General features: G+C 37.4%; 18 protein-coding genes and 1 other annotated feature. Of the genes, 15 read left to right on the plus strand and 3 right to left on the minus strand.

The genetic code is table 11. From position 1 onward, the window contains the following. The first annotated feature begins 6 nt into the window (after window positions 1–6). The 14 genes from mraY to IGJ27_RS03550 all read left to right on the plus strand — a co-directional run bounded on the left by mraY (window position 7) and on the right by IGJ27_RS03550 (window position 15181). The gene (gene mraY / locus IGJ27_RS03485; protein ID WP_010719780.1) at window positions 7–969 is read left to right on the plus strand and encodes a phospho-N-acetylmuramoyl-pentapeptide-transferase; all 963 of its coding nucleotides are present in this window, start codon (window positions 7–9) and stop codon (window positions 967–969) included. A 13-nt stretch (window positions 970–982) separates the two neighbouring features. Continuing rightward, window positions 983–2353, plus strand: a complete 1371-nt coding sequence (gene murD, locus IGJ27_RS03490; RefSeq protein WP_178306109.1) for a UDP-N-acetylmuramoyl-L-alanine--D-glutamate ligase — start codon at window positions 983–985, stop codon at window positions 2351–2353. 16 nt (window positions 2354–2369) lie between these two features. Then, window positions 2370–3452: an undecaprenyldiphospho-muramoylpentapeptide beta-N-acetylglucosaminyltransferase gene (murG, locus tag IGJ27_RS03495; RefSeq protein WP_094940966.1), complete on the plus strand. Its 1083-nt coding sequence runs from the start codon at window positions 2370–2372 to the stop codon at window positions 3450–3452. Window positions 3453–3468: 16 nt separating this feature from the next. Beyond that, window positions 3469–4716, plus strand: coding sequence for a cell division protein FtsQ/DivIB (locus IGJ27_RS03500; protein WP_178306108.1), 1248 nt, complete (start codon window positions 3469–3471; stop codon window positions 4714–4716). A gap of 153 nt (window positions 4717–4869) precedes the next feature. Further along, window positions 4870–6198 carry a cell division protein FtsA gene (gene ftsA, locus IGJ27_RS03505; protein WP_010719776.1) on the plus strand — a complete coding sequence of 443 codons (1329 nt, stop codon included), beginning with the start codon at window positions 4870–4872 and terminating at the stop codon, window positions 6196–6198. 22 nt (window positions 6199–6220) lie between these two features. Next, window positions 6221–7465, plus strand: coding sequence for a cell division protein FtsZ (gene ftsZ / locus IGJ27_RS03510; protein WP_010719775.1), 1245 nt, complete (start codon window positions 6221–6223; stop codon window positions 7463–7465). Between the two features lie 14 nt (window positions 7466–7479). Beyond that, window positions 7480–8166 (plus strand): YggS family pyridoxal phosphate-dependent enzyme, encoded by a 687-nt coding sequence (locus IGJ27_RS03515; RefSeq protein ID WP_010719774.1) that lies wholly within the window; start codon window positions 7480–7482, stop codon window positions 8164–8166. Further along, window positions 8166–8762 carry a cell division protein SepF gene (locus IGJ27_RS03520; RefSeq protein ID WP_081128580.1) on the plus strand — a complete coding sequence of 199 codons (597 nt, stop codon included), beginning with the start codon at window positions 8166–8168 and terminating at the stop codon, window positions 8760–8762. The genes IGJ27_RS03515 and IGJ27_RS03520 overlap by 1 nt, the downstream gene beginning before the upstream one ends. A gap of 29 nt (window positions 8763–8791) precedes the next feature. Continuing rightward, a complete protein-coding gene (locus IGJ27_RS03525) occupies window positions 8792–9061 on the plus strand; it encodes a YggT family protein (RefSeq protein WP_034686156.1) in 270 nt (89 codons plus the stop codon). Window positions 9062–9096: 35 nt separating this feature from the next. Beyond that, on the plus strand, window positions 9097–9879 hold the full coding sequence (locus IGJ27_RS03530) for an RNA-binding protein (RefSeq protein WP_010738197.1): 783 nt from the start codon (window positions 9097–9099) through the stop codon (window positions 9877–9879). A 20-nt stretch (window positions 9880–9899) separates the two neighbouring features. Then, the gene (locus IGJ27_RS03535; RefSeq protein WP_010719771.1) at window positions 9900–10604 is read left to right on the plus strand and encodes a DivIVA domain-containing protein; all 705 of its coding nucleotides are present in this window, start codon (window positions 9900–9902) and stop codon (window positions 10602–10604) included. Then, window positions 10588–10805, plus strand: a binding site (T-box leader). Its footprint overlaps the gene before it by 17 nt. A gap of 57 nt (window positions 10806–10862) precedes the next feature. After that, entirely contained in the window at window positions 10863–13655 is a 2793-nt protein-coding gene (ileS, locus tag IGJ27_RS03540) for an isoleucine--tRNA ligase (protein ID WP_010738196.1), read from the plus strand. A gap of 245 nt (window positions 13656–13900) precedes the next feature. Next, window positions 13901–14296: a hypothetical protein gene (locus IGJ27_RS03545; protein WP_053766110.1), complete on the plus strand. Its 396-nt coding sequence runs from the start codon at window positions 13901–13903 to the stop codon at window positions 14294–14296. A 360-nt stretch (window positions 14297–14656) separates the two neighbouring features. Beyond that, a complete protein-coding gene (locus tag IGJ27_RS03550) occupies window positions 14657–15181 on the plus strand; it encodes a hypothetical protein (RefSeq protein WP_053766109.1) in 525 nt (174 codons plus the stop codon). Between the two features lie 548 nt (window positions 15182–15729). On the opposite strand, the gene zwf is transcribed toward IGJ27_RS03550, so the two are convergent. The 3 genes from zwf to IGJ27_RS03565 all read right to left on the minus strand — a co-directional run bounded on the left by zwf (window position 15730) and on the right by IGJ27_RS03565 (window position 18561). Continuing rightward, window positions 15730–17259, minus strand: a complete 1530-nt coding sequence (gene zwf, locus IGJ27_RS03555; protein ID WP_010719769.1) for a glucose-6-phosphate dehydrogenase — start codon at window positions 17257–17259, stop codon at window positions 15730–15732. Between the two features lie 14 nt (window positions 17260–17273). Then, window positions 17274–17921 carry a metal-dependent transcriptional regulator gene (locus tag IGJ27_RS03560; RefSeq protein WP_010719768.1) on the minus strand — a complete coding sequence of 216 codons (648 nt, stop codon included), beginning with the start codon at window positions 17919–17921 and terminating at the stop codon, window positions 17274–17276. Between the two features lie 247 nt (window positions 17922–18168). Then, on the minus strand, window positions 18169–18561 hold the full coding sequence (locus IGJ27_RS03565) for a DUF4828 domain-containing protein (RefSeq protein WP_034698816.1): 393 nt from the start codon (window positions 18559–18561) through the stop codon (window positions 18169–18171). Window positions 18562–18722: 161 nt separating this feature from the next. On the opposite strand from IGJ27_RS03565, the gene sfsA reads away from it, so the two are divergent. Next, window positions 18723–19451, plus strand: coding sequence for a DNA/RNA nuclease SfsA (sfsA, locus tag IGJ27_RS03570; RefSeq protein ID WP_178306107.1), 729 nt, complete (start codon window positions 18723–18725; stop codon window positions 19449–19451). Window positions 19452–19467 lie beyond the last annotated feature (16 nt).

The following is a 19467-nucleotide window of genomic DNA, read 5'->3' on the forward strand; positions in this document are numbered from 1 at the left end:
AAGAGTATGGAGTGGACACAAGCATTGATTCCTATCGTTAGTAGTTGTGCAATGACTATTGCAGCAATGCCACTATTTATTGGGTATTTTCAAATGAAAAAACAAGGGCAGGCGATTCGTGAAGAAGGACCAAAATGGCATAATGTAAAAGCCGGAACTCCAACGATGGGTGGATTGGTGTTTTTAGTTGCAGCAATATTAACCGGAATTTGGGTTGGCGCTTGGCAAAATCAGTTGACGCCTACTCTTTTCATCCTACTATTTGTTTTAGCTTTATATGGTGTGATCGGATTTTTAGATGATTTCATTAAAATCTTTAAAAAACGAAACATGGGGCTAAACTCTAAACAAAAACTGCTAGGGCAGATCATTGGCGGGATCATTTTTTATCTTGTCTATCGTTCAGAAGGCTATCCTGGTACGTTAAATTTCTTTGGCATAGAGTTGCCACTTGGACTATTCTATGGGGTATTTGCTATTTTCTGGCTTGTTGGTTTTTCAAACGCGGTTAATCTGACAGATGGGATTGACGGATTAGTTGCTGGACTAGGAACGATCTCTTTTGCAACGTACGGGATCATTGCTTGGCATCAGCAACAATATGATGTCTTAGTTATTTGTTTAAGTGTGCTTGGTGGGTTACTTGGCTTTTTTGCTTATAATCGTAAACCAGCCAAAATATTCATGGGCGATGTTGGTTCTCTGGCATTAGGTGGATTATTGGCAGCAATTTCTATTATGCTAAACCAAGAGTGGACATTGTTATTAGTTGGTTTGATTTATGTTATGGAGACAGCAAGTGTGATGCTTCAAGTTACTTCTTTCAAATTAACAGGAAAACGTATCTTCAAAATGTCTCCTATCCATCATCATTTTGAAATGTGTGGTTGGTCGGAATGGAAGATCGACATCATTTTTTGGTTAGTAAGTATTGTAACTTCTTTAATAACACTATGGTTCATTTGGTAGGAGATGACAGGAAATGAAAAAAATTTCAACATATGAAAACAAAAAAGTCCTTGTTCTTGGATTAGCGAAAAGTGGATTTAGTGCGGCCAAACTGTTACATGAGTTGGGCGCACTTGTCACTGTTAATGACGGAAAGCCGTTTGATGAAAATCCAGAAGCACAAGAGTTGCTATCACTGGGAGTCAAAGTGATTGCTGGAAGCCATCCGATTGAATTATTGGATGAAGAATTTTCTTTGATGGTGAAAAATCCGGGGATTCCGTATAGTCATCCATTTGTTCAAAAAGCACAAGAACTGGGTATTCCGGTAATTACGGAAGTGGAATTAGCTTACGAGGTAGCGGAATGTCCGATTATTGGGATTACAGGAACAAATGGTAAAACAACAACAACAACTATGACAGGCTTGTTATTGAACGCTGGTGATTTGCCAGGAACAGCTCGCCTAGCCGGGAATATCGGTTATCCAGCTAGTAGTGTGGCGCAAGAAGCAACAGCTGACGATAAAATCGTTATGGAACTATCTAGTTTCCAATTGATGGGAATCACTGATTTTCGTCCCCATGTAGCAGTAGTAACCAATATTTATGAGGCTCATATCGATTACCACAAAACGAGAAAAGAATATGTAAAAGCAAAATGGCATTTACAACAGAATATGACAGAGAAAGATTATTTGATTTTGAATTGGAATCAAGAAGAGCTAAGAGGACTCAGCAAAAAGACTAAAGCAACGGTGTTACCTTTTGCGACAGAACAAAAACTCCCTAAAGGTGCCTATTCTTTAGATGGTAGTATCTACTATAACCAAGAAAAAATCATGGATATTACAGAATTGGGTGTTCCTGGTTCACACAATGTTGAGAACGCACTAGCTGCCATCTCAGTTGCTAAATTATATGGTATCTCAAATGAAGCGATCAAAAATGCTTTACACCATTTCCATGGAGTACCGCATCGTACACAGTATGTGGGGGAATTTCAAGGAAGGAAGTTTTATAACGATTCAAAAGCAACTAATATTTTAGCTACTAAAATGGCATTAAGTGGTTTTCAGTTAGATCAATTAGTATTAATCGCTGGAGGTCTGGATCGGGGAAATTCATTTGATGAGTTGATACCAGCTTTAAAAGGCATCAAAGCGTTGATCACTTTTGGGGAAACTCAAAATAGATTAGCGGATGCCGGCAAGAAAGCAGGTATCCCTGTGATCAAGGCAGCTGAAAACGCAGAAGACGCTGTACCGATCGCCCTTGAATTGAGTGAAGAGGATGATTCGATCTTATTGTCCCCAGCAAATGCAAGTTGGGATCAATACCCTAATTTTGAAATTAGAGGCGAACGGTTTATGGAAGCTGTCAATAAACTAACTATACAAAAGTAGAAACGAGCGAGAATGAATGAAAATTTTGGTTACTGGTGGCGGAACTGGCGGGCATATTTATCCAGCACTAGCCTTCGTCAATTATGTAAAAACAAAAGAGCCGAATACTGAGTTTATGTACGTTGGAGCGCAAAGAGGCTTAGAAAATAAGATTGTTCCTGAGACCGGGATGCCTTTTCGTACGCTAGAAATACAAGGATTTCAGCGGAAGCTTTCGCTAGATAATCTGAAGACTATCCAACTTTTTTTAAAAAGTATTCGAGAAGCAAAAAAAATTTTAAAAGAATTTAAACCAGATGTGGTGATTGGGACTGGGGGCTACGTGTCGGGTGCAGTAGTCTATGCGGCATCTAAGTTAGCGATTCCTACGATCATCCATGAACAAAATAGTGTGCCTGGCATCACCAATAAATTTTTAAGTCGCTATGTGGATCGAATCGCACTTTCTTTTGAAGATGCTGCTCCATTTTTTCCTGCAGAAAAATCGTCTTTGATCGGTAATCCTCGGGCGCAAGAAGTTGCGGATATGGATAAATCGAAAATTCTAGCCACTTATGGACTTGATCCAGAGAAAAAAACAGTCTTGATTTTTGGTGGTAGTCAAGGGGCTTTAAAAATCAATCAGGCAGTGACAGAATTTTTAATGTCGTTCGATCAGGAATACCAGGTTCTGTATGCCTCAGGCGAACGCTATTATAAAGATATCCAAACGAAAGTTCCTGCTTGTGCCAATGTCAGCATACAGCCTTATATCAATAAAATGGCAGAAGTAATGGCATCAAGCGATCTATTGGTTGGTAGAGCAGGTGCGACTTCGATTGCTGAATTAACAGCTTTAGGTTTGCCAGCTATTCTAATTCCAAGTCCTTATGTGACGAATGACCATCAGACAAAAAATGCAATGAGCTTAGTCAAAAACAATGCAGCGAAGATGATCAAAGATGACGAATTAGATGGACGTTCCCTAAAACAAGCGATTGAAGAGATCATGACTAATGATCAATTACAGAAACAAATGTCTTTAGCTTCTAAACAGCAAGGAATCCCAGACGCATCAGAAAGAATGTACGAGCTAGTAAAATCATTAATTCAAAAATAAAGGTGGTGTGGTCTTAGTGAGTAAGAAAAAAAAGCCAGACAAGCTGCCAAATGAATCTGAGGGTGAACAAAATCTAACTCCTTGGCAAAAGGCCAACCGGAAATATTTGGCAGAACACGAAAAAAAGGAAGAACAAAAAGAAGAGCAAAAAGAAGAAAAAAATGAAAATACAAATGAGCCGGCAGCATCCACTTCCGCTACTAAAGAAGCAGACTCAGCGGAAGGTGAGAAGCAAGAAGCAACCACTTCTGATCCAATGAAAAAAGGAGACTCTGAGCCATTTGAAAAAATTGAACAGCCAAAAATTGGTAGTCCTTATAATGGCTCTTTTTTAAATCGGCTACCGAATCTGAAAAATCAACGAAATAAAGTTCTTTATCGAAGACTGACTTTTATTATTTCAATCCTAACGATCCCACTGATTTTTTTGATTTATTATGTTTCCCCTTATAGTCGACTGCAAGGGATAACAGTTTCAGGGAACCAAATGATTACGAGTCAAACAGCCATTGCCGACTCTCATTTGGCAATTGATGGAAATGTTTGGAGTCAGTATTTCCATAAAAACCAATATCTTGATACATTGAAAAAAGAACAACCAAGAGTAGAGAGCGCACAATTGCATTTTAAGTCAATCAATACTTTTGAGTTGGCTATCAAAGAATACAAAGAGATTGCTTTAGTGATGAAGGACGGCGAATATTTTCCTGTAATCGAAAATGGAAAAGTCTTAAAGGGAAAAGTAGCAAATCCGACTAAGAATTTACCAATTCTAGAGAATTTCACAGATAACGCCAAAATTAGTCAATTGGTTAAAGAATATAATCAATTAACTTCAGAATTACAAAAAGCAATTTCAGAAATCAAATATACACCAAAAGAGAGCAATAAAAATTTGATCCAACTAAATATGAATGATGGGAACCAAGTGATCGTCAATATTCAAAATCTAGCCAGTCAAATGAAATATTATCCACAAGTCGCTAAAGAGATGAAGGAAAAGGGCGTCATTGATATGGAGGTAGGGATTTTCTCTTATCCTTACAGTGAAAGCAAGAAGGAGAATGGCGAAGCAACAGATCCATCTGTGCAGACAAGTTCTACCGAAAATCTCACAGGACAATCGGGAGCATCAAGTGATCAGTCAGACCAATCTTCGGAATCAGTTGAGTCAAATCAAGCAGGTCAGTCAGAGAATACAAGTGAATCTAGCCAAATCGATGACAATTCAAGTTCATCGTCTCCAGATTTAACCGAAAATTAATAAAACAGCTTTAAAAAGTGATAATCTACTTTCTAAAAACCGGTAATTTATGGTAGAATTGAAGGCAGTGAATATATCTATTAAAGTATATTTAAAAACGGACGTTAGTTGTTCGCTTGTATATGGAATAGTAAGTAGGAGGGAATCCCGTTCATGGCAAAAACAGGAATGTATGTAGGCCTTGATATTGGAACGACATCTGTCAAAGTTGTCGTGGCTGAATATATCGACAGCCAAATGAATATTATTGGAGTAGGAAACGCAAAATCAGAAGGGATTAACCGCGGCATTATCGTTGATATCGATAAAACGGTCCAAGCGATACAACGAGCAGTAAGACAAGCAGAAGAAAAAGCAGGAATACAGATCAAAGGGGTTAGTGTTGGTCTACCAGCAAACTTGCTTGAAGTGGAAAATTGCCAAGGAATGATTGCAGTAAACGGGGATTCGAAAGAAATCACCGATGAAGATGTCAGAAACGTGGCTTCAGCTGCCCTTGTTCGTTCAATTCCTCCTGAACGTCAAATCGTATCAATTTTGCCACAAGACTTTACCGTTGATGGATTCGAAGGAATCAAAGATCCTCGTGGAATGATCGGTGTCAGATTAGAAATGTATGGCTTGTTATTTACTGGGCCAAAGACGATTGTTCATAATATCCGTAAATGTGTAGAAAATGCAGGATTGGTTGTCAATGAATTAGTCATTACACCATTAGCTTTAACAGAAACAATCCTTTCAGATGGAGAAAAAGATTTTGGAACGATCGTGATTGATATGGGCGGTGGACAAACGACAACAGCTGTTATGCATGACAAACAATTGAAGTTCACTAGTCTAGATCAAGAAGGTGGCGAGTTCGTCACAAAAGATATCTCGATTGTGTTGAATACGTCATTCAATAATGCTGAAGCGTTAAAAATCAATTATGGGGATGCTTATCCAGAACGTACTTCTGCAAATGAAGAGTTTCCAGTAGATGTGATCGGTCAATCTGAACCTGTCAAAGTGGATGAACGCTATTTATCAGAAGTGATTTCAGCCCGTATGGAACAGATTTTCAATAAAGCCAAAGAAGCGTTAGACCAAATCGAAGCACTAGAGTTACCTGGTGGTATCGTACTAACTGGTGGTGCTGCAAGCCTTCCAGGTGTTGTTGATCTGGCACAAGAGATTTTTGGTGTGAATGTTAAGCTATATGTACCTAACCAAATGGGACTTCGTAATCCAGTCTTTACTAATGTGATCAGCATCGTGGATTACTCAGCTAACTTGAGTGAAGTCTATCAATTGGCTAAAATTGCTGTGACAGGTGAAACAGTGGTCGCGCATCACACAACTGTAGAACAAGAAGTGACATCATATGATAATGATAGCTATGATGTTCCAGAAGAAACGGTCTACGACGAACCTGAACAAAAGAAATCAGACGAAGATGTAACAACTAAAATTAAAGGTTTCTTTTCAAAAATTTTTGATTAATTCATCCTGGGAGGAATAAAATATGGAATTCTCAATTGATAATAATATCAATGACGGCGCAGTAATCAAAGTCATCGGTGTCGGTGGCGGCGGTGGAAATGCTGTTAACCGTATGATTGAAGAAAATGTAAAAGGTGTTGAGTTCATCACTGCCAACACAGATGTCCAAGCATTGAAAAATTCAAAAGCTGAAACAGTTATCCAATTAGGACCTAAATATACACGCGGACTAGGTGCAGGCTCTCAACCAGAAGTTGGTCAAAAAGCTGCCGAAGAAAGTGAACAAGCTTTACGCGAAGCCTTAGATGGCGCTGACATGATTTTCATTACTGCAGGTATGGGAGGCGGAACTGGTACAGGTGCTGCTCCAATCGTAGCAGGAATTGCTAAAGAACTTGGTGCTTTAACTGTCGGTGTCGTAACTCGACCATTCACTTTTGAAGGACCAAAACGTGGCAGATTTGCTGCTGAAGGTATCGCACGTTTGAAAGAAAACGTCGATACATTATTGATTATCTCAAACAACCGTCTTCTTGAAGTAGTTGACAAGAAAACACCAATGTTAGAAGCTTTCCGTGAAGCTGATAATGTATTACGTCAAGGGGTTCAAGGGATCTCAGATTTGATTACAGCCCCAGGTTACGTTAACCTTGACTTTGCTGATGTGAAAACTGTTATGGAAAACCAAGGAACAGCGTTAATGGGTATCGGTGTAGCAAGCGGTGAAGAACGTGTGATCGAAGCAACGAAGAAAGCTATTTCTTCTCCACTTCTTGAAACATCAATCGATGGAGCTGAGCAAGTCTTGCTTAACATCACTGGTGGATTAGACATGACTTTATTTGAAGCTCAAGATGCTTCAGATATCGTAGCAAATGCTGCTACAGGCGATGTTAACATCATTCTAGGTACATCAATCAATGAAGAAATGGGCGATGAAATCCGTGTAACGGTTATTGCAACGGGTATCGACGAATCAAAAAAGGAACGCAAGTCTAGTCGTCCGGCTAGACAAACACAAATGCAATCATCTACTCAAAAAACAGTTTTAGATATGGATCAAGCAAAACCAATCTCTGCTGAAGAAGAAAATAGCAGTTTTGGTGACTGGGACATCAGACGTGAACAAAATGTCCGTCCTAGAGTTGAAGAAACGAATTTTGAACCTATCGAAAAAAAAGAATTTGATACATTCAATCGTGAAGAAACAAAAGCAAAAGGTGACGATGAATTAAGTACACCACCATTTTTCCGTCGTAAAAAATAAAGGAGGAAGAGCACATGATTGCTGACAACTTGCTAAAAATCGAGCAAGAGATTCAGGACTCGTGTGCTCTTGTTCATCGTGATCCGAAAGAAGTCACACTAGTCGCTGTCACCAAATCAGTGGATTCTGCTACGGCAGAAAAATTGATTGAACAGGGTGTAAAAAACTGCGCAGAAAACCGCGTAGATAAATTGTTACAAAAAAAACAAGATTTAGTTAATTATCCTGATGTAAAGTGGCATTTAATTGGTAATTTGCAGCGTAGAAAGGTAAAATTGATTATAAATGAAATTGATTGCTTTCACGCATTAGACAGTTTGAAATTAGCAGAAGAAATACAAAAAAGGGCAACAAAACCCCTCGATTGTTTTGTGGAAGTGAATGTATCTGGTGAAGCATCCAAACATGGTTTTTCGCCAGAAGAGCTGGTTCCTTTTATCGAATCTTTAGTTGCTTTGTCTAAAATAAAGGTTGTTGGTTTAATGACGATGGCACCTAAAGAGGCTTCTGCTAAACAAATTCGCAAAGTATTTGGAACGCTGAAAGAATTGCGTGATCTTGTTCATTCGAAAGGTTTTTCGCATGCACCATGTACGGAATTAAGCATGGGAATGAGTCAGGACTTTCAACTGGCAATCGAAGAAGGTGCCACATTCATCCGTGTAGGAACAGCGCTATTCAAAGACGAGGAGGAACAATAATGCCACTTTTAAATAGAGGTGCGATTGCTAATTTTTTCGGATTAGCTGATGAGGAAGAGTACGAGGAGTATCCTGAAACATCTAAGCCGGCTGTAGCACAGCCTACAACAAAAAAGAAACCAATACAGCCAACACAATCTCAAATGAGCCAGCCAAGAGCTGTCTCAAAGCCACGTTCGCAACAAACAACACGTCCTGTTGCTCGTGAAAGTGTAGCGGCAAATGAAACAAAAAAAGTGATTGAATTACATCAAACACCAGCTAAAAAAACACGTAAAGAAGAAACAGCAAAAACTTCTTTTGCACCTAAAACAAATTTAGCTGGAAAAATTACGGTCATGGAACCACGAGCTTATTCTGAAGCAATGGCTATTGCTAAACGAATCATTGCTGGTGAAGCAACATTAGTAAATTTCCATTTAGTAGAAGAAAAACAAGCGAGAAGAATCGTTGATTTTTTAACTGGCACTGTCTATGCATTAGATGGTGACATTAAGCGAGTAGGTGACGAGATTTTTCTATGCACGCCAACTGGAATGGAAATCGATAGTTCAACAGCACAATCTTTTGCAGACGTGAACCTATTTGACCTATAAGAGGAGGAACGACAATTTATATTATTTTTATATTACTTAATCTGCTGGGACGAGCAGCCTACTTTTACAGTCTTTTGTTAATGGTTTATGCACTTTTATCCTGGTTTCCAGGAGGATATCAATCAGGGATTGGTCGCTTTTTAGCAAAAATCTGTGAACCGTATATCCAGTTATTTGATCGGCTTCCACTTCGATTTGGTGGAATTGATTTTACGATTCTAGCTGCGATCTTGATTTTAAACTTAGCAGTACAAGGTCTTCAACATATCGTTTTATGGATAGTCATGGCAATTTATTAAAACGATCAAAGGAGTAGCTGATAGGAGGGGAAAATATGGATGCTAATGTTTATCAGCATTTCCGTGCAGATGAACGTTCTTTCATCGATTCAGTAGGTGATTGGATCGAACAGGTACAAGGGCAATATGCACCTTATCTTACTGACTTTCTTGATCCAAGACAATCCTATATACTAGAGACGCTGATCCGTCAAGATAGTGAATTACACTTTTCATTTTATGGCGGTTATGAGCAAGCAGAACGGAAGCGATGTTTGATTTTTCCTGACTATTATGAGCCTACTGACGAAGATTTTGAGGTGTCACTTTATGAAATCCATTATCCGAGTAAGTTTGCTAGTTTGACTCATGGAAAAGTATTAGGTACATTGGTTGGTACAGGTATCAAACGAGCTTACTTTGGTGATATCATTTCTGATGGTGATCGCTGGCAAGTGTTCATTGCAAGAGAAGTTGAACAGTTTGTAGCAACGCAAGTAACAAAAATCGGCAAAGTCTCTGTTCGGATGGAGCCAATCAAGTATACGGAATTACTTGTGCCAAAAGATGGTTGGACACAAGAAAGAGGTACAGTGACTTCATTGAGACTAGACAGCGTGATCTCGGAGATTTATAATATTTCCAGACAGCGTTCGAAGCAGCTGATTGAGTCTGGAAAAGTAAAAGTAAATTGGACAGAAAATACACGCCCTGATTTTTTACTTGAGTTATTAGATATCGTTTCGATCAGAGGATTTGGTCGAATCCAAATTCAAGAACTTGAAGGAAAAACCAAAAAAGAAAAATACAGGGTATTATTTGGTGTATTACGTAAATAAAACAAAAAGGTGGTTTACACATGGCTTTAACTCCATTAGATATCCAAAACAAAACATTCCCCACAAAAATGCGGGGATACAATCAAGACGAAGTAGATGATTTCTTAGATTTAGTTGTTCGTGACTATGAAGAAATCACGCAACGAAACCGTGAACTTGAAAAAGCAGTGAAACATTCAGAAGAAAAATTAGAATATTTCAATGAACTAAAAGATGCATTGAATCAGTCAATCATCGTGGCACAAGACACAGCGGATAAAGTTAAAACAAGTGCAAGTAAAGAGTCCGAAGTAATCGTGACATCTGCTCAAAACAAAGCGGATGAATTAGTGGCTACGGCTGAAAAACGTGCGCACCAATTAACGACAGATGCGGAAGAAAAAGCAAGACAAATCCTAACAGATGCAACTGAAAAAGCAAAACAGCTAGCAGTCGAAACAGAAGACTTAAAGAAAAAAACACGAGTTTTCCACCAACGAATCAGCTTGATGTTAGAATCTCAATTAGAACAAGTAAAAAGTCCAGAATGGGATGAAATTTTACAACCTTTCTCAAGCTATGTGTCAGATAGTCATGAAGTGATCAAAGAAGTTTTAGCAAAACAACTTGACAATGAAAATCAAACTGATGTAAACTCAGACACAGGCATCATGGAAGCACCAATGACTGCATTTGATACACAGGCGATCGATATTTCGATCATTCCTGGTGATGACGAAGAGTAGAACAGAAAAGCATTTTGTCATTCTTTTCAGCGAGCCGATGATAGTGGAAGTTCGGCAAGACCCTGCAAAGTGAAAGATCCTCTACGAAAATTGTTTCTGAAATAGGAGTAAGAAACAACGGTTGACCTCGTTATTGGTTTTTAAGAGTTACATGATCATGTAACTGAATTTGGGTGGTACCACGGCATGTTCGTCCCTTTGGATGAACATGCTTTTTTGTGTTCTTTAAAATGATGAAAGAAGGAGCGTAACTGGTTTATGAAAATGAAAGAAACCTTACAACTAGGTAAAACAAAATTCCCAATGCGTGGTAATTTGCCTAATCGTGAAGCGGATTGGCAAAAAGAATGGGAAGAAAATAAAATTTATCAAAAAAGACAAGAATTAAATGAAGGAAAGCCAAGTTTCATCTTACATGATGGACCTCCTTATGCAAATGGAAATATCCATTTAGGACATTCATTAAATAAAATCAGTAAAGATATCATTATCCGTTCAAAATCAATGTCAGGATTTCGTGCACCTTATGTTCCAGGTTGGGATACTCACGGTTTACCAATTGAACAAGTATTAGCCAATAAAGGGATCAAACGAAAAGAAATGACAATGTCAGAGTACTTAGAAAAATGTCGTGAATATGCCCTTTCACAAGTCGACAAACAACGAGAAGATTTCAAACGACTAGGAGTGGCAGGCGATTGGGAGCATCCATACGTCACGTTGGATCCTTCTTACGAAGCGGCACAAATCCGTGTTTTCGGTAAAATGGCTGAAAAAGGCTATATCTATAAAGGATTGAAACCAATCTATTGGTCTCCGTCAAGTGAATCTTCACTTGCTGAAGCAGAAATCGAATATAAAGATGTGAAGTCTCCTTCTATCTTTGTGGCTTTCAATGTGAAAGATGGCAAAGGGTTGTTAGATGAAGATACAGCTTTCGTTATTTGGACAACTACGCCATGGACATTACCAGCGAACCAAGGGATTGCAGTAAATCCAACTTATACGTACGTTTTAATCGAAGCAGATGGACGTAAATTTGTCGTTGCAAAAGATTTATTAGAAAAAGTTCAAACTGAAATCGGTTGGTCTGATGTTCAGGTGTTGAAAGAGATTGCTGGTCAGGAAATGGAATACATGACTGCTTGGCATCCGTTTTATGAGCGGGAATCATTAGTCATCTTAGGTGACCATGTAACTTTAGACGCTGGTACTGGATTAGTCCATACAGCACCAGGTCACGGGGAAGATGACTATATTGCAGGAAACAGATATAAATTGCCAGTAGTTTCTCCAGTGGATTCAAAAGGGGTTTATACAGAAGAAGCACCAGGATTTGAAGGGGTCTTTTACGACAAAGCGAATCCAATGATTACTGATTTGTTACAAGAAAAAGGTGCTTTATTAAAACTTGACTTCTTTACGCATAGTTATCCTCATGACTGGCGTACAAAAAAACCTGTGATTTATCGTGCTACACCACAATGGTTTGCATCAATCGACGATTTCCGACAAAATATTTTAGAGGAAGTAGAGAAAGTAGATTGGATCATTCCTTGGGGAAAAACACGTCTTTATAATATGATCCGTGATCGTGGCGACTGGGTTATTTCACGTCAACGTGCATGGGGTGTGCCATTGCCAATCTTTTACGCTGAAAATGGGGAAGCAATCATTACGCCGGAAACGATTGAACACGTAGCGCAATTGTTTGCTGAACATGGTTCAATCATTTGGTTTGAGAAAGAAGCGAAAGATCTTCTTCCAGAAGGCTTTACGCATCCAGGATCACCGAATGGACAGTTTACGAAAGAAACAGATATCATGGATGTTTGGTTTGATTCAGGTTCTTCTCACGAAGCAGTCTTGCGTCAACGTCCAGAACTATCATTCCCAGCTGATATGTATCTAGAAGGTTCTGATCAATACCGTGGCTGGTTCAATTCAAGTATTACTACAAGTGTGGCAATCAATGGGGTTGCACCGTATAAATCTGTCCTTTCTCAAGGGTTCACTCTGGATGGCGAAGGGCGTAAGATGAGTAAGTCGTTAGGTAACACGATCTTGCCAGATAAAGTGATCAAACAATTTGGTGCGGATATCTTACGTTTGTGGGTAGCTAGTGTGGATTATGAAGCAGATGTACGTGTATCCATGGACATTTTAAGCCAAGTAGCAGAAGTTTACCGCAAAATCAGAAATACGATGCGCTTCTTGATTGCAAATACTGAAGACTTCGATCCACAAAAAGATACGATTTCATTTGAAGAATTACGTTCTGTAGATAAATATATGACTATCCGATTGAACGAAGTGATTAAAGAAATTCGTGAAGAAGGATATGAGAAATATAACTTCATGCACATCTATCGTACCGTAATGAACTTTTTAACAGTAGATCTATCTGCGTTCTATCTGGATTTTGCTAAAGATGTTGTTTATATTGAATCAGAAAATGATTACCAACGCCGTTGCATGCAAACTGTGTTTTATCAAACAGCAGTAGCTTTAACAAAATTATTAACGCCGATTATTCCACATACTGCAGAAGAAATTTGGTCTTTCTTAAAAGAAGAAGAAGAGTTTGTTCAATTAAGTGAACTTCCAGGTTACCAAGAGTATCCAAATCAAGAAGAATTGATGGATACTTGGGCAGCATTTATGGACTTCCGTGATAAAGTGTTAAAAGCTTTAGAAGAAGCACGAAACAATAAATTGATCGGTAAATCTTTGGAAGCGAAGTTGACGATCTATCCAAATGAACAAGTTCGTGGATTGCTGACAGCTGTGGATGCGGATATTCCACAATTGTTGATCGTGTCACCAGATTACTATGAAGTGATGTCAGCTAACGCAGAAGTACCAGAAGCTGCGGTGAAATTTGATGACGTAGCCATTTTAGTAGAAAAAGCTGACGGACAAACATGCGATCGTTGTCGTCAAATCCGCAAAGACGTAGGCGTTGATGAAAAATTACCACACTTATGTGGACGCTGTGCGCACATCGTTGAAGAAAACTATCCAGAAGCAGTGGCAGAAGGATTTGAATAAAAATTTGGTCATGTTTGGTGACTAAAGGAAAGTTATCTAAAAAACATCAAAGTTAGTAAGAGTTACTAGCTTTGATGTTTTTTTATTCTCTAATAACATTTATTCTATTGAAAAAGGAGCTAATTAAATTTTAAACAGTTTTGAGTTCAAAACAACATTTTATGAAAAAAAGCAATTAACAAAAAATTAAATGTTAAACTAGGTTAGTAGACTATTTCACAAATTTATAGAAGGAGGTGAAAATTATGTCAAAAAATTTAGTAAAATACTTACTCGTGTCATTGTTAGTATTTGCTTCTTGTTCAATGGGTATTTTAGGTGAAACTATTTTTGCTAGTGAAAACAATAATTACTTTACTGGCAATAATTATTTCGATAATTCTAGTACTGATTTACATAGTAATATTACAGAGATTAGTCTACAACGTGGTGTTGATACGATGAATTTTAACGATTATGTCTATATGCAAAATAAGCCACATGGTACAAGTCGCTGGATTCCAAGTATGACAAAGATTTGGCAAGTGAAATACAAAAATGGGAAAAAATATCAAGGATATGTAAACTGGACAGGTCGGTATAAAAATGGTACTCACATTGGTGCATACTATCAATATACTGGTTTATTGTTTAGAGCATAGTAGCAACAAAAATAAGTATAATTAAATAAATATAGCTATTAAGCTTGAGAAAGGTGCCAATATATTGAGGTTGAGAACAATTAATTCTGTTAGGGTTGTTAAGGTAATACAGCTATTACTTTATTTTACATTTATTTACTCATTAATTAAAAATCATACTTATTTATCAATAGTGTTATTAGCAATTGGCTTTTCTTTAGAACTATTTATTCCAAATGAATATGGTTGGGGAATAAAGAAAAGTAAAAAAAATATATTTATAAAATCAGATAAAGTTTGGATGGAACCACTTATTGTAATTTTCTTTTTGCTTTTGTTTATTATCATTACTTATCTTTATTTAACTTAGGAGGAATTTTTATGAAAAAGGCAGTAAGAAAAATCTGGGTATATTTTTGTTCGATAGTATTATTAATTCCTTGTTTTATAACTCTACTCAATGTAGATGCTTCAGAGAATGTATTGGAGATAAAAGATGGAAAAAACTCAAACAAAATAGCAGAACTATTAAAACAAGCCCAACAAAATCCTAATGTTGATGTAGAAGTGATTGGTGACGATTTCTCAATTACATTTACTGATGCTGATGTTTACAACTCTGTAAAAGAATCTCAAGCTATTCCAGTATTGAAAGTACCTAGATCTAATGGCGTAAATAAGATAGAAGGTAAAATAAGTTCAGGAAATTTTAAAGTATATCTTACTAAAAATACATTAAATGCTATCAAAACATTTGGTATTGGTGCATTAGGAAAAATAATACCTGGAGGAGCAGGTTGGTTATTATCGGGATTATTCACTATTATTTCTGCTGATAGTAACTTTAAACATGGCAGAGTGTTTGTTTACCAAAATTATCGATATCAATATTGGTATAATCAGTAACTTCATTGACCGTATACATAATTCGAACGGAACATGTTCTGTTCGAAATTTTTTAATAATTTTTATTGCCCAAGTATGTGCTAGAAGACTAGAAAAATGCATACTATTTAAATGAAAAAACGATTCTAAACGCCTGATTAATTGTTTATTTATTACCCTTAAAATATAGATAATCTATTTTGACTCAGAATCTTTCCTTATTTAATTTTTCATATTAGCTATAGTTTGACTTAATCAAACTCTATATTCAAAGCACGAAATCCAAGGTAATAAGTAATAATTGTTTCAAACATAGAGAGCTTCCTTGAAATTTTATTGTGAATGTTCCTATAAAAAAGTTGGAAGTGCTCAGGTTCAAACGTTCTTTTAAAAGATATAACAGTTTTCAAGAAATACATCGGAAGTGTTTAGCGTTTGCTGCACCGTAAGTTATTCCTACGTAAAAATAAAAATTTAAACGAATACATATAGGAAAGAGGGGGAAATCAATGATTATTGATTTCCCCCTCTAATATTAGTAAATTTTTACTTTTAAACGTTACACACAGCTAGTCTTCTAGCTTTCCACGATCACGGTACCAGCCATCTGGTTGCCAGATCCATTCAAACCCATCTTTTTCCAGCAATTCAAATGCAGCTTCTGGTCCCATTGTTCCAGCTTTATAATTAGGGAAGTCAGGTTCCACTTGATCCCAAGCTTTACGAATGACATCGACGATATGCCAAGATTGAGCAACTTCTTCCCAATGTGAAAAGTTTGTACCATCACCTTTTAAAGCATCTAAAAGCAGCTTCTCATAAGCTTCAGGACTGTTTTCAACCATTTCAGCGCTATTGCGGTACTCTAATCTTCTAAATTCAGTGTTAAATCCTTGTCCAACCTCTTTTCCATTTAATGTTAAAGAGAAACCTTCCGTTGGTTGGATATAAATCGTTAAAACATTTGGTGGTAATGTCCTATCTTCACAAGGTTCATCTTCGACCGAAGTTTTAAAAACATTGACTGGGACTTGTTTAAAGACGATATTGATCCGAGTTCCTTTTTCTGTCAAACGTTTCCCAGTGCGCACATAAAAGGGAACACCTGACCAGCGGAAATTGTCAATGACAAACTTCCCAGCTACAAAAGTTTCGGTAGTAGATTCAGGATCTACTTTATCTTCTTCACGATAGCCTTTAAATGTATTACCATCTAACTCACCAGGTGCATATTGCCCACGGATAAAGTTTTTTAATGCTTCAGATTTTTCATAGATTCGCACAGCTTTCAGTGCCTTGATTTTTTCTGCACGAATTTCTTTTTCAGAAAAGGCGACAGGAGGTTCCATCGCTAAAAGTGCTAGTACTTGTAGAATGTGGTTTTGGACCATATCTTTTAAAGCACCACTGTGATCATAGTAGCCACCACGATCTTCAACACCTAAAGCTTCACCGAATGTAATCTGAATATTATCGATATAGCGATTGTTCCATTGTGATTCAAAAATGTTATTAGCAAAACGAATTGCTGAGATATTTTGGATCATTTCTTTACCTAAATAATGATCAATCCTAAAAATATCTTGTTCAGGGAAGACTTGACGGATCTTTTCATTCAGCTCGAATGCAGATTGATAATCTGAACCAAATGGTTTTTCGATGATCAAGCGATTATAACCATTTTCAGTAACGATATGTTGCGATTTAAGATGAGAAACGATCGTACCGAAAAATTCTGGAGACATGGCTAAATAATAGATGCGATTGCCAGCTAATTGGTAGGTTTCATCTAAGCGGTCAGCTAGGTCTTTTAAAGTATTGTAGTGGGTAGAATCATTTACATCATGTGATTGATAGTAGAAATGACTAGCAAATTCTTTTGCTTCTTCTTCAGTCGGATTCAAGGACTGGATCGTCGAAGCGACCACTTCACGATAATGTTCATCGCTCCAAGGTCTACGAGCAGTACCGATTACTGCAAAATGTTTTCCTAGATTTCCTTTTTTATAAAGGCGGAACAAGGAAGGATACAATTTGCGTTGTGCTAAATCACCTGTACCACCAAAGATTGTAAATAAGACATTTTTTTCATTAGCCATATGGGTGTACTCCTTTATAATTTGTCGACAAAAATCGTACTGGCTGCTTTAAAGCTGACAGGGATTTTCTTTTGTTGATTTTGGATTGTGATCGGTCCTTCATAAGCGGCAACATCTACAATCTCATATTCTTCATCAATGTTTAAGTCAATCGTCACAAGATAGTCCAATAGTTCTTTTTCATCCAACACTCGAGCGATGCGAACTTTAGAACCAACTGGATAAGACTCTAATGTTTGTCTACGTTCTTCATGAACCACTTGTTCTTTTTTAGGAATAATTCCACCATGTGGACAGTGCATAGGATGATTCAAATAGTCTTCTAAATGGTCAGCAAGTTGTTCTGAAGTCACATGTTCCAACACCTCAGCATCATCATGGACTTCGTTCCAGCTATAATCTAAATGTTCGACTAAAAAAACTTCCCATAAACGATGTTTGCGAATCAAACTACTTGCCTTTTGTAAGCCAGTCTCCGTAAGTTGAACTCCTTGATAAGGAGAATGCTCAACGAGTTGTTCTTTCACAAGTTTGGAAATCATTTCGCTAACAGAAGCTGGGGACACAGCAAGACTGGAAACGATTTGTTTATTATTTACTTTTGTCGTGTCTCCGCCTAATTCCAAAATGATTTTCAAGTAATCTTCTCGATTTGGTGTCATGTTTAATCATCCTTTCATGGTATGAAACCATCATTAGTAAGTTTATCAAAAAAAACATCAAATGACTATTTTTCTAGACAAAAAACGTAAAATAAACGAAGAAATACAGAAAGGTAAATCAATGATGAAGGGAATGAAAAGAGTTTGGGATATAGGACTTGCTCTAAAAGTCGTTCAAGAAGTGGCTCTATCAAAAATAAGCCGAAGAATTCCAAAAACAGGAGGAGATTTTTGGAAATTCTTCGACTTATTTCTCAGAGTTAGCCGCTCTTGTCACACCCTCTTTTGAGGAACTATTTTGTTTTGTCAACGTATAAGAAGTATCGGATGATTCATCATAAAAGGTCGTATCACTGTATGATAGAATCAAATAAAAACCATATTGATCTCGCAAGACGAGTTGCTGAGGGGTGAGTTCGACCAATTCCGTTACTAAGGAGCGACCGTTGATAGATAAATCAAACGTTTCTGTGACCAGTAGTTGTTGTTTTTGTTGATTTTTATCTATAAAGGTCCAGGTTCCATGATATTGCGTTGGATCAAAGTCTTTGGTGGTTGGCTGTTTCTTTTTCAGAAAGAATTTTCCAAATAAAATAGCAAAAAATGCAAGGATTCCATAAAGTGTTTTTTTACGTATCATACGACTGTCACTCCTAACCTCTTTTAATTCCAACGATCATTTTCTGTCAGTTTCATTGTACCTAAAAAAAATAAAGATTTCTCTAGGACTTTCGACTGGTTTTTCAAGAGTTTTTTGTGAAATTATGGTAGGATACATAGTAGGAAGAAAGGTGACCGTTTTTGAAGTACCAGCAAGTAGAAATCGCTTTTTTTATTGAACGACCGAATCGTTTCATCGCTCATTGCTTGAACCAACAAGGAGAAGTGATCGTAGCCCATGTGAAAAACACTGGAAGAGGTAAAGAAGTCCTGCTCCCAGGAGCGAAAGTAGCGGTTGCATATACACCTAGTTTAAAACGGAAAACAGATTATGATTTAATTGCTGTGAAAAAAGGGGATAACTGGTTCAATATCGATAGTCAACTTCCCAACCGTTTGGCATTAGAAGGAATTTTATCTGGAACAATCCAGTTGCCATCGTTGATCGGAAAAATCGTTAAGTTCAAGCGTGAAGTCCGCTATCGACAGTCCATATTTGATATTTATTTAGAAACAGATTCAGGACAAAAAGTGTTCGTCGAAGTAAAGGGAATGACTTTAGAAAATAAAGGAATTGGGGCGTTTCCTGATGCGCCAACGTTACGAGGTTTAAAACATGTGAAAGAATTAGTGGAAGCGCGACAGGAAGGCTATGAAACTTACGTGTTGTTTATCGCACAGTTTGAACACCTTCATCTGGCAACAATCAACGAAGCAATGCAACCGGAGTTAGCCAATATCATACGCTACGGACAGTTAAACGGCATGAATGTTTTAGCCTATAATTGTCAGGTAACAGCGGATTGTGTCAATTTGAAACAAGCCATACCATTTGATGTAGAGGCATCGTTTGAAGACCCGAATAAATAGAAAGAAGGTAAATGAA

The sequence above is a fragment of the Enterococcus sp. DIV1726a genome (assembly GCF_051710985.1).
Lineage (GTDB): Bacteria > Bacillota > Bacilli > Lactobacillales > Enterococcaceae > Enterococcus_B > Enterococcus_B hirae.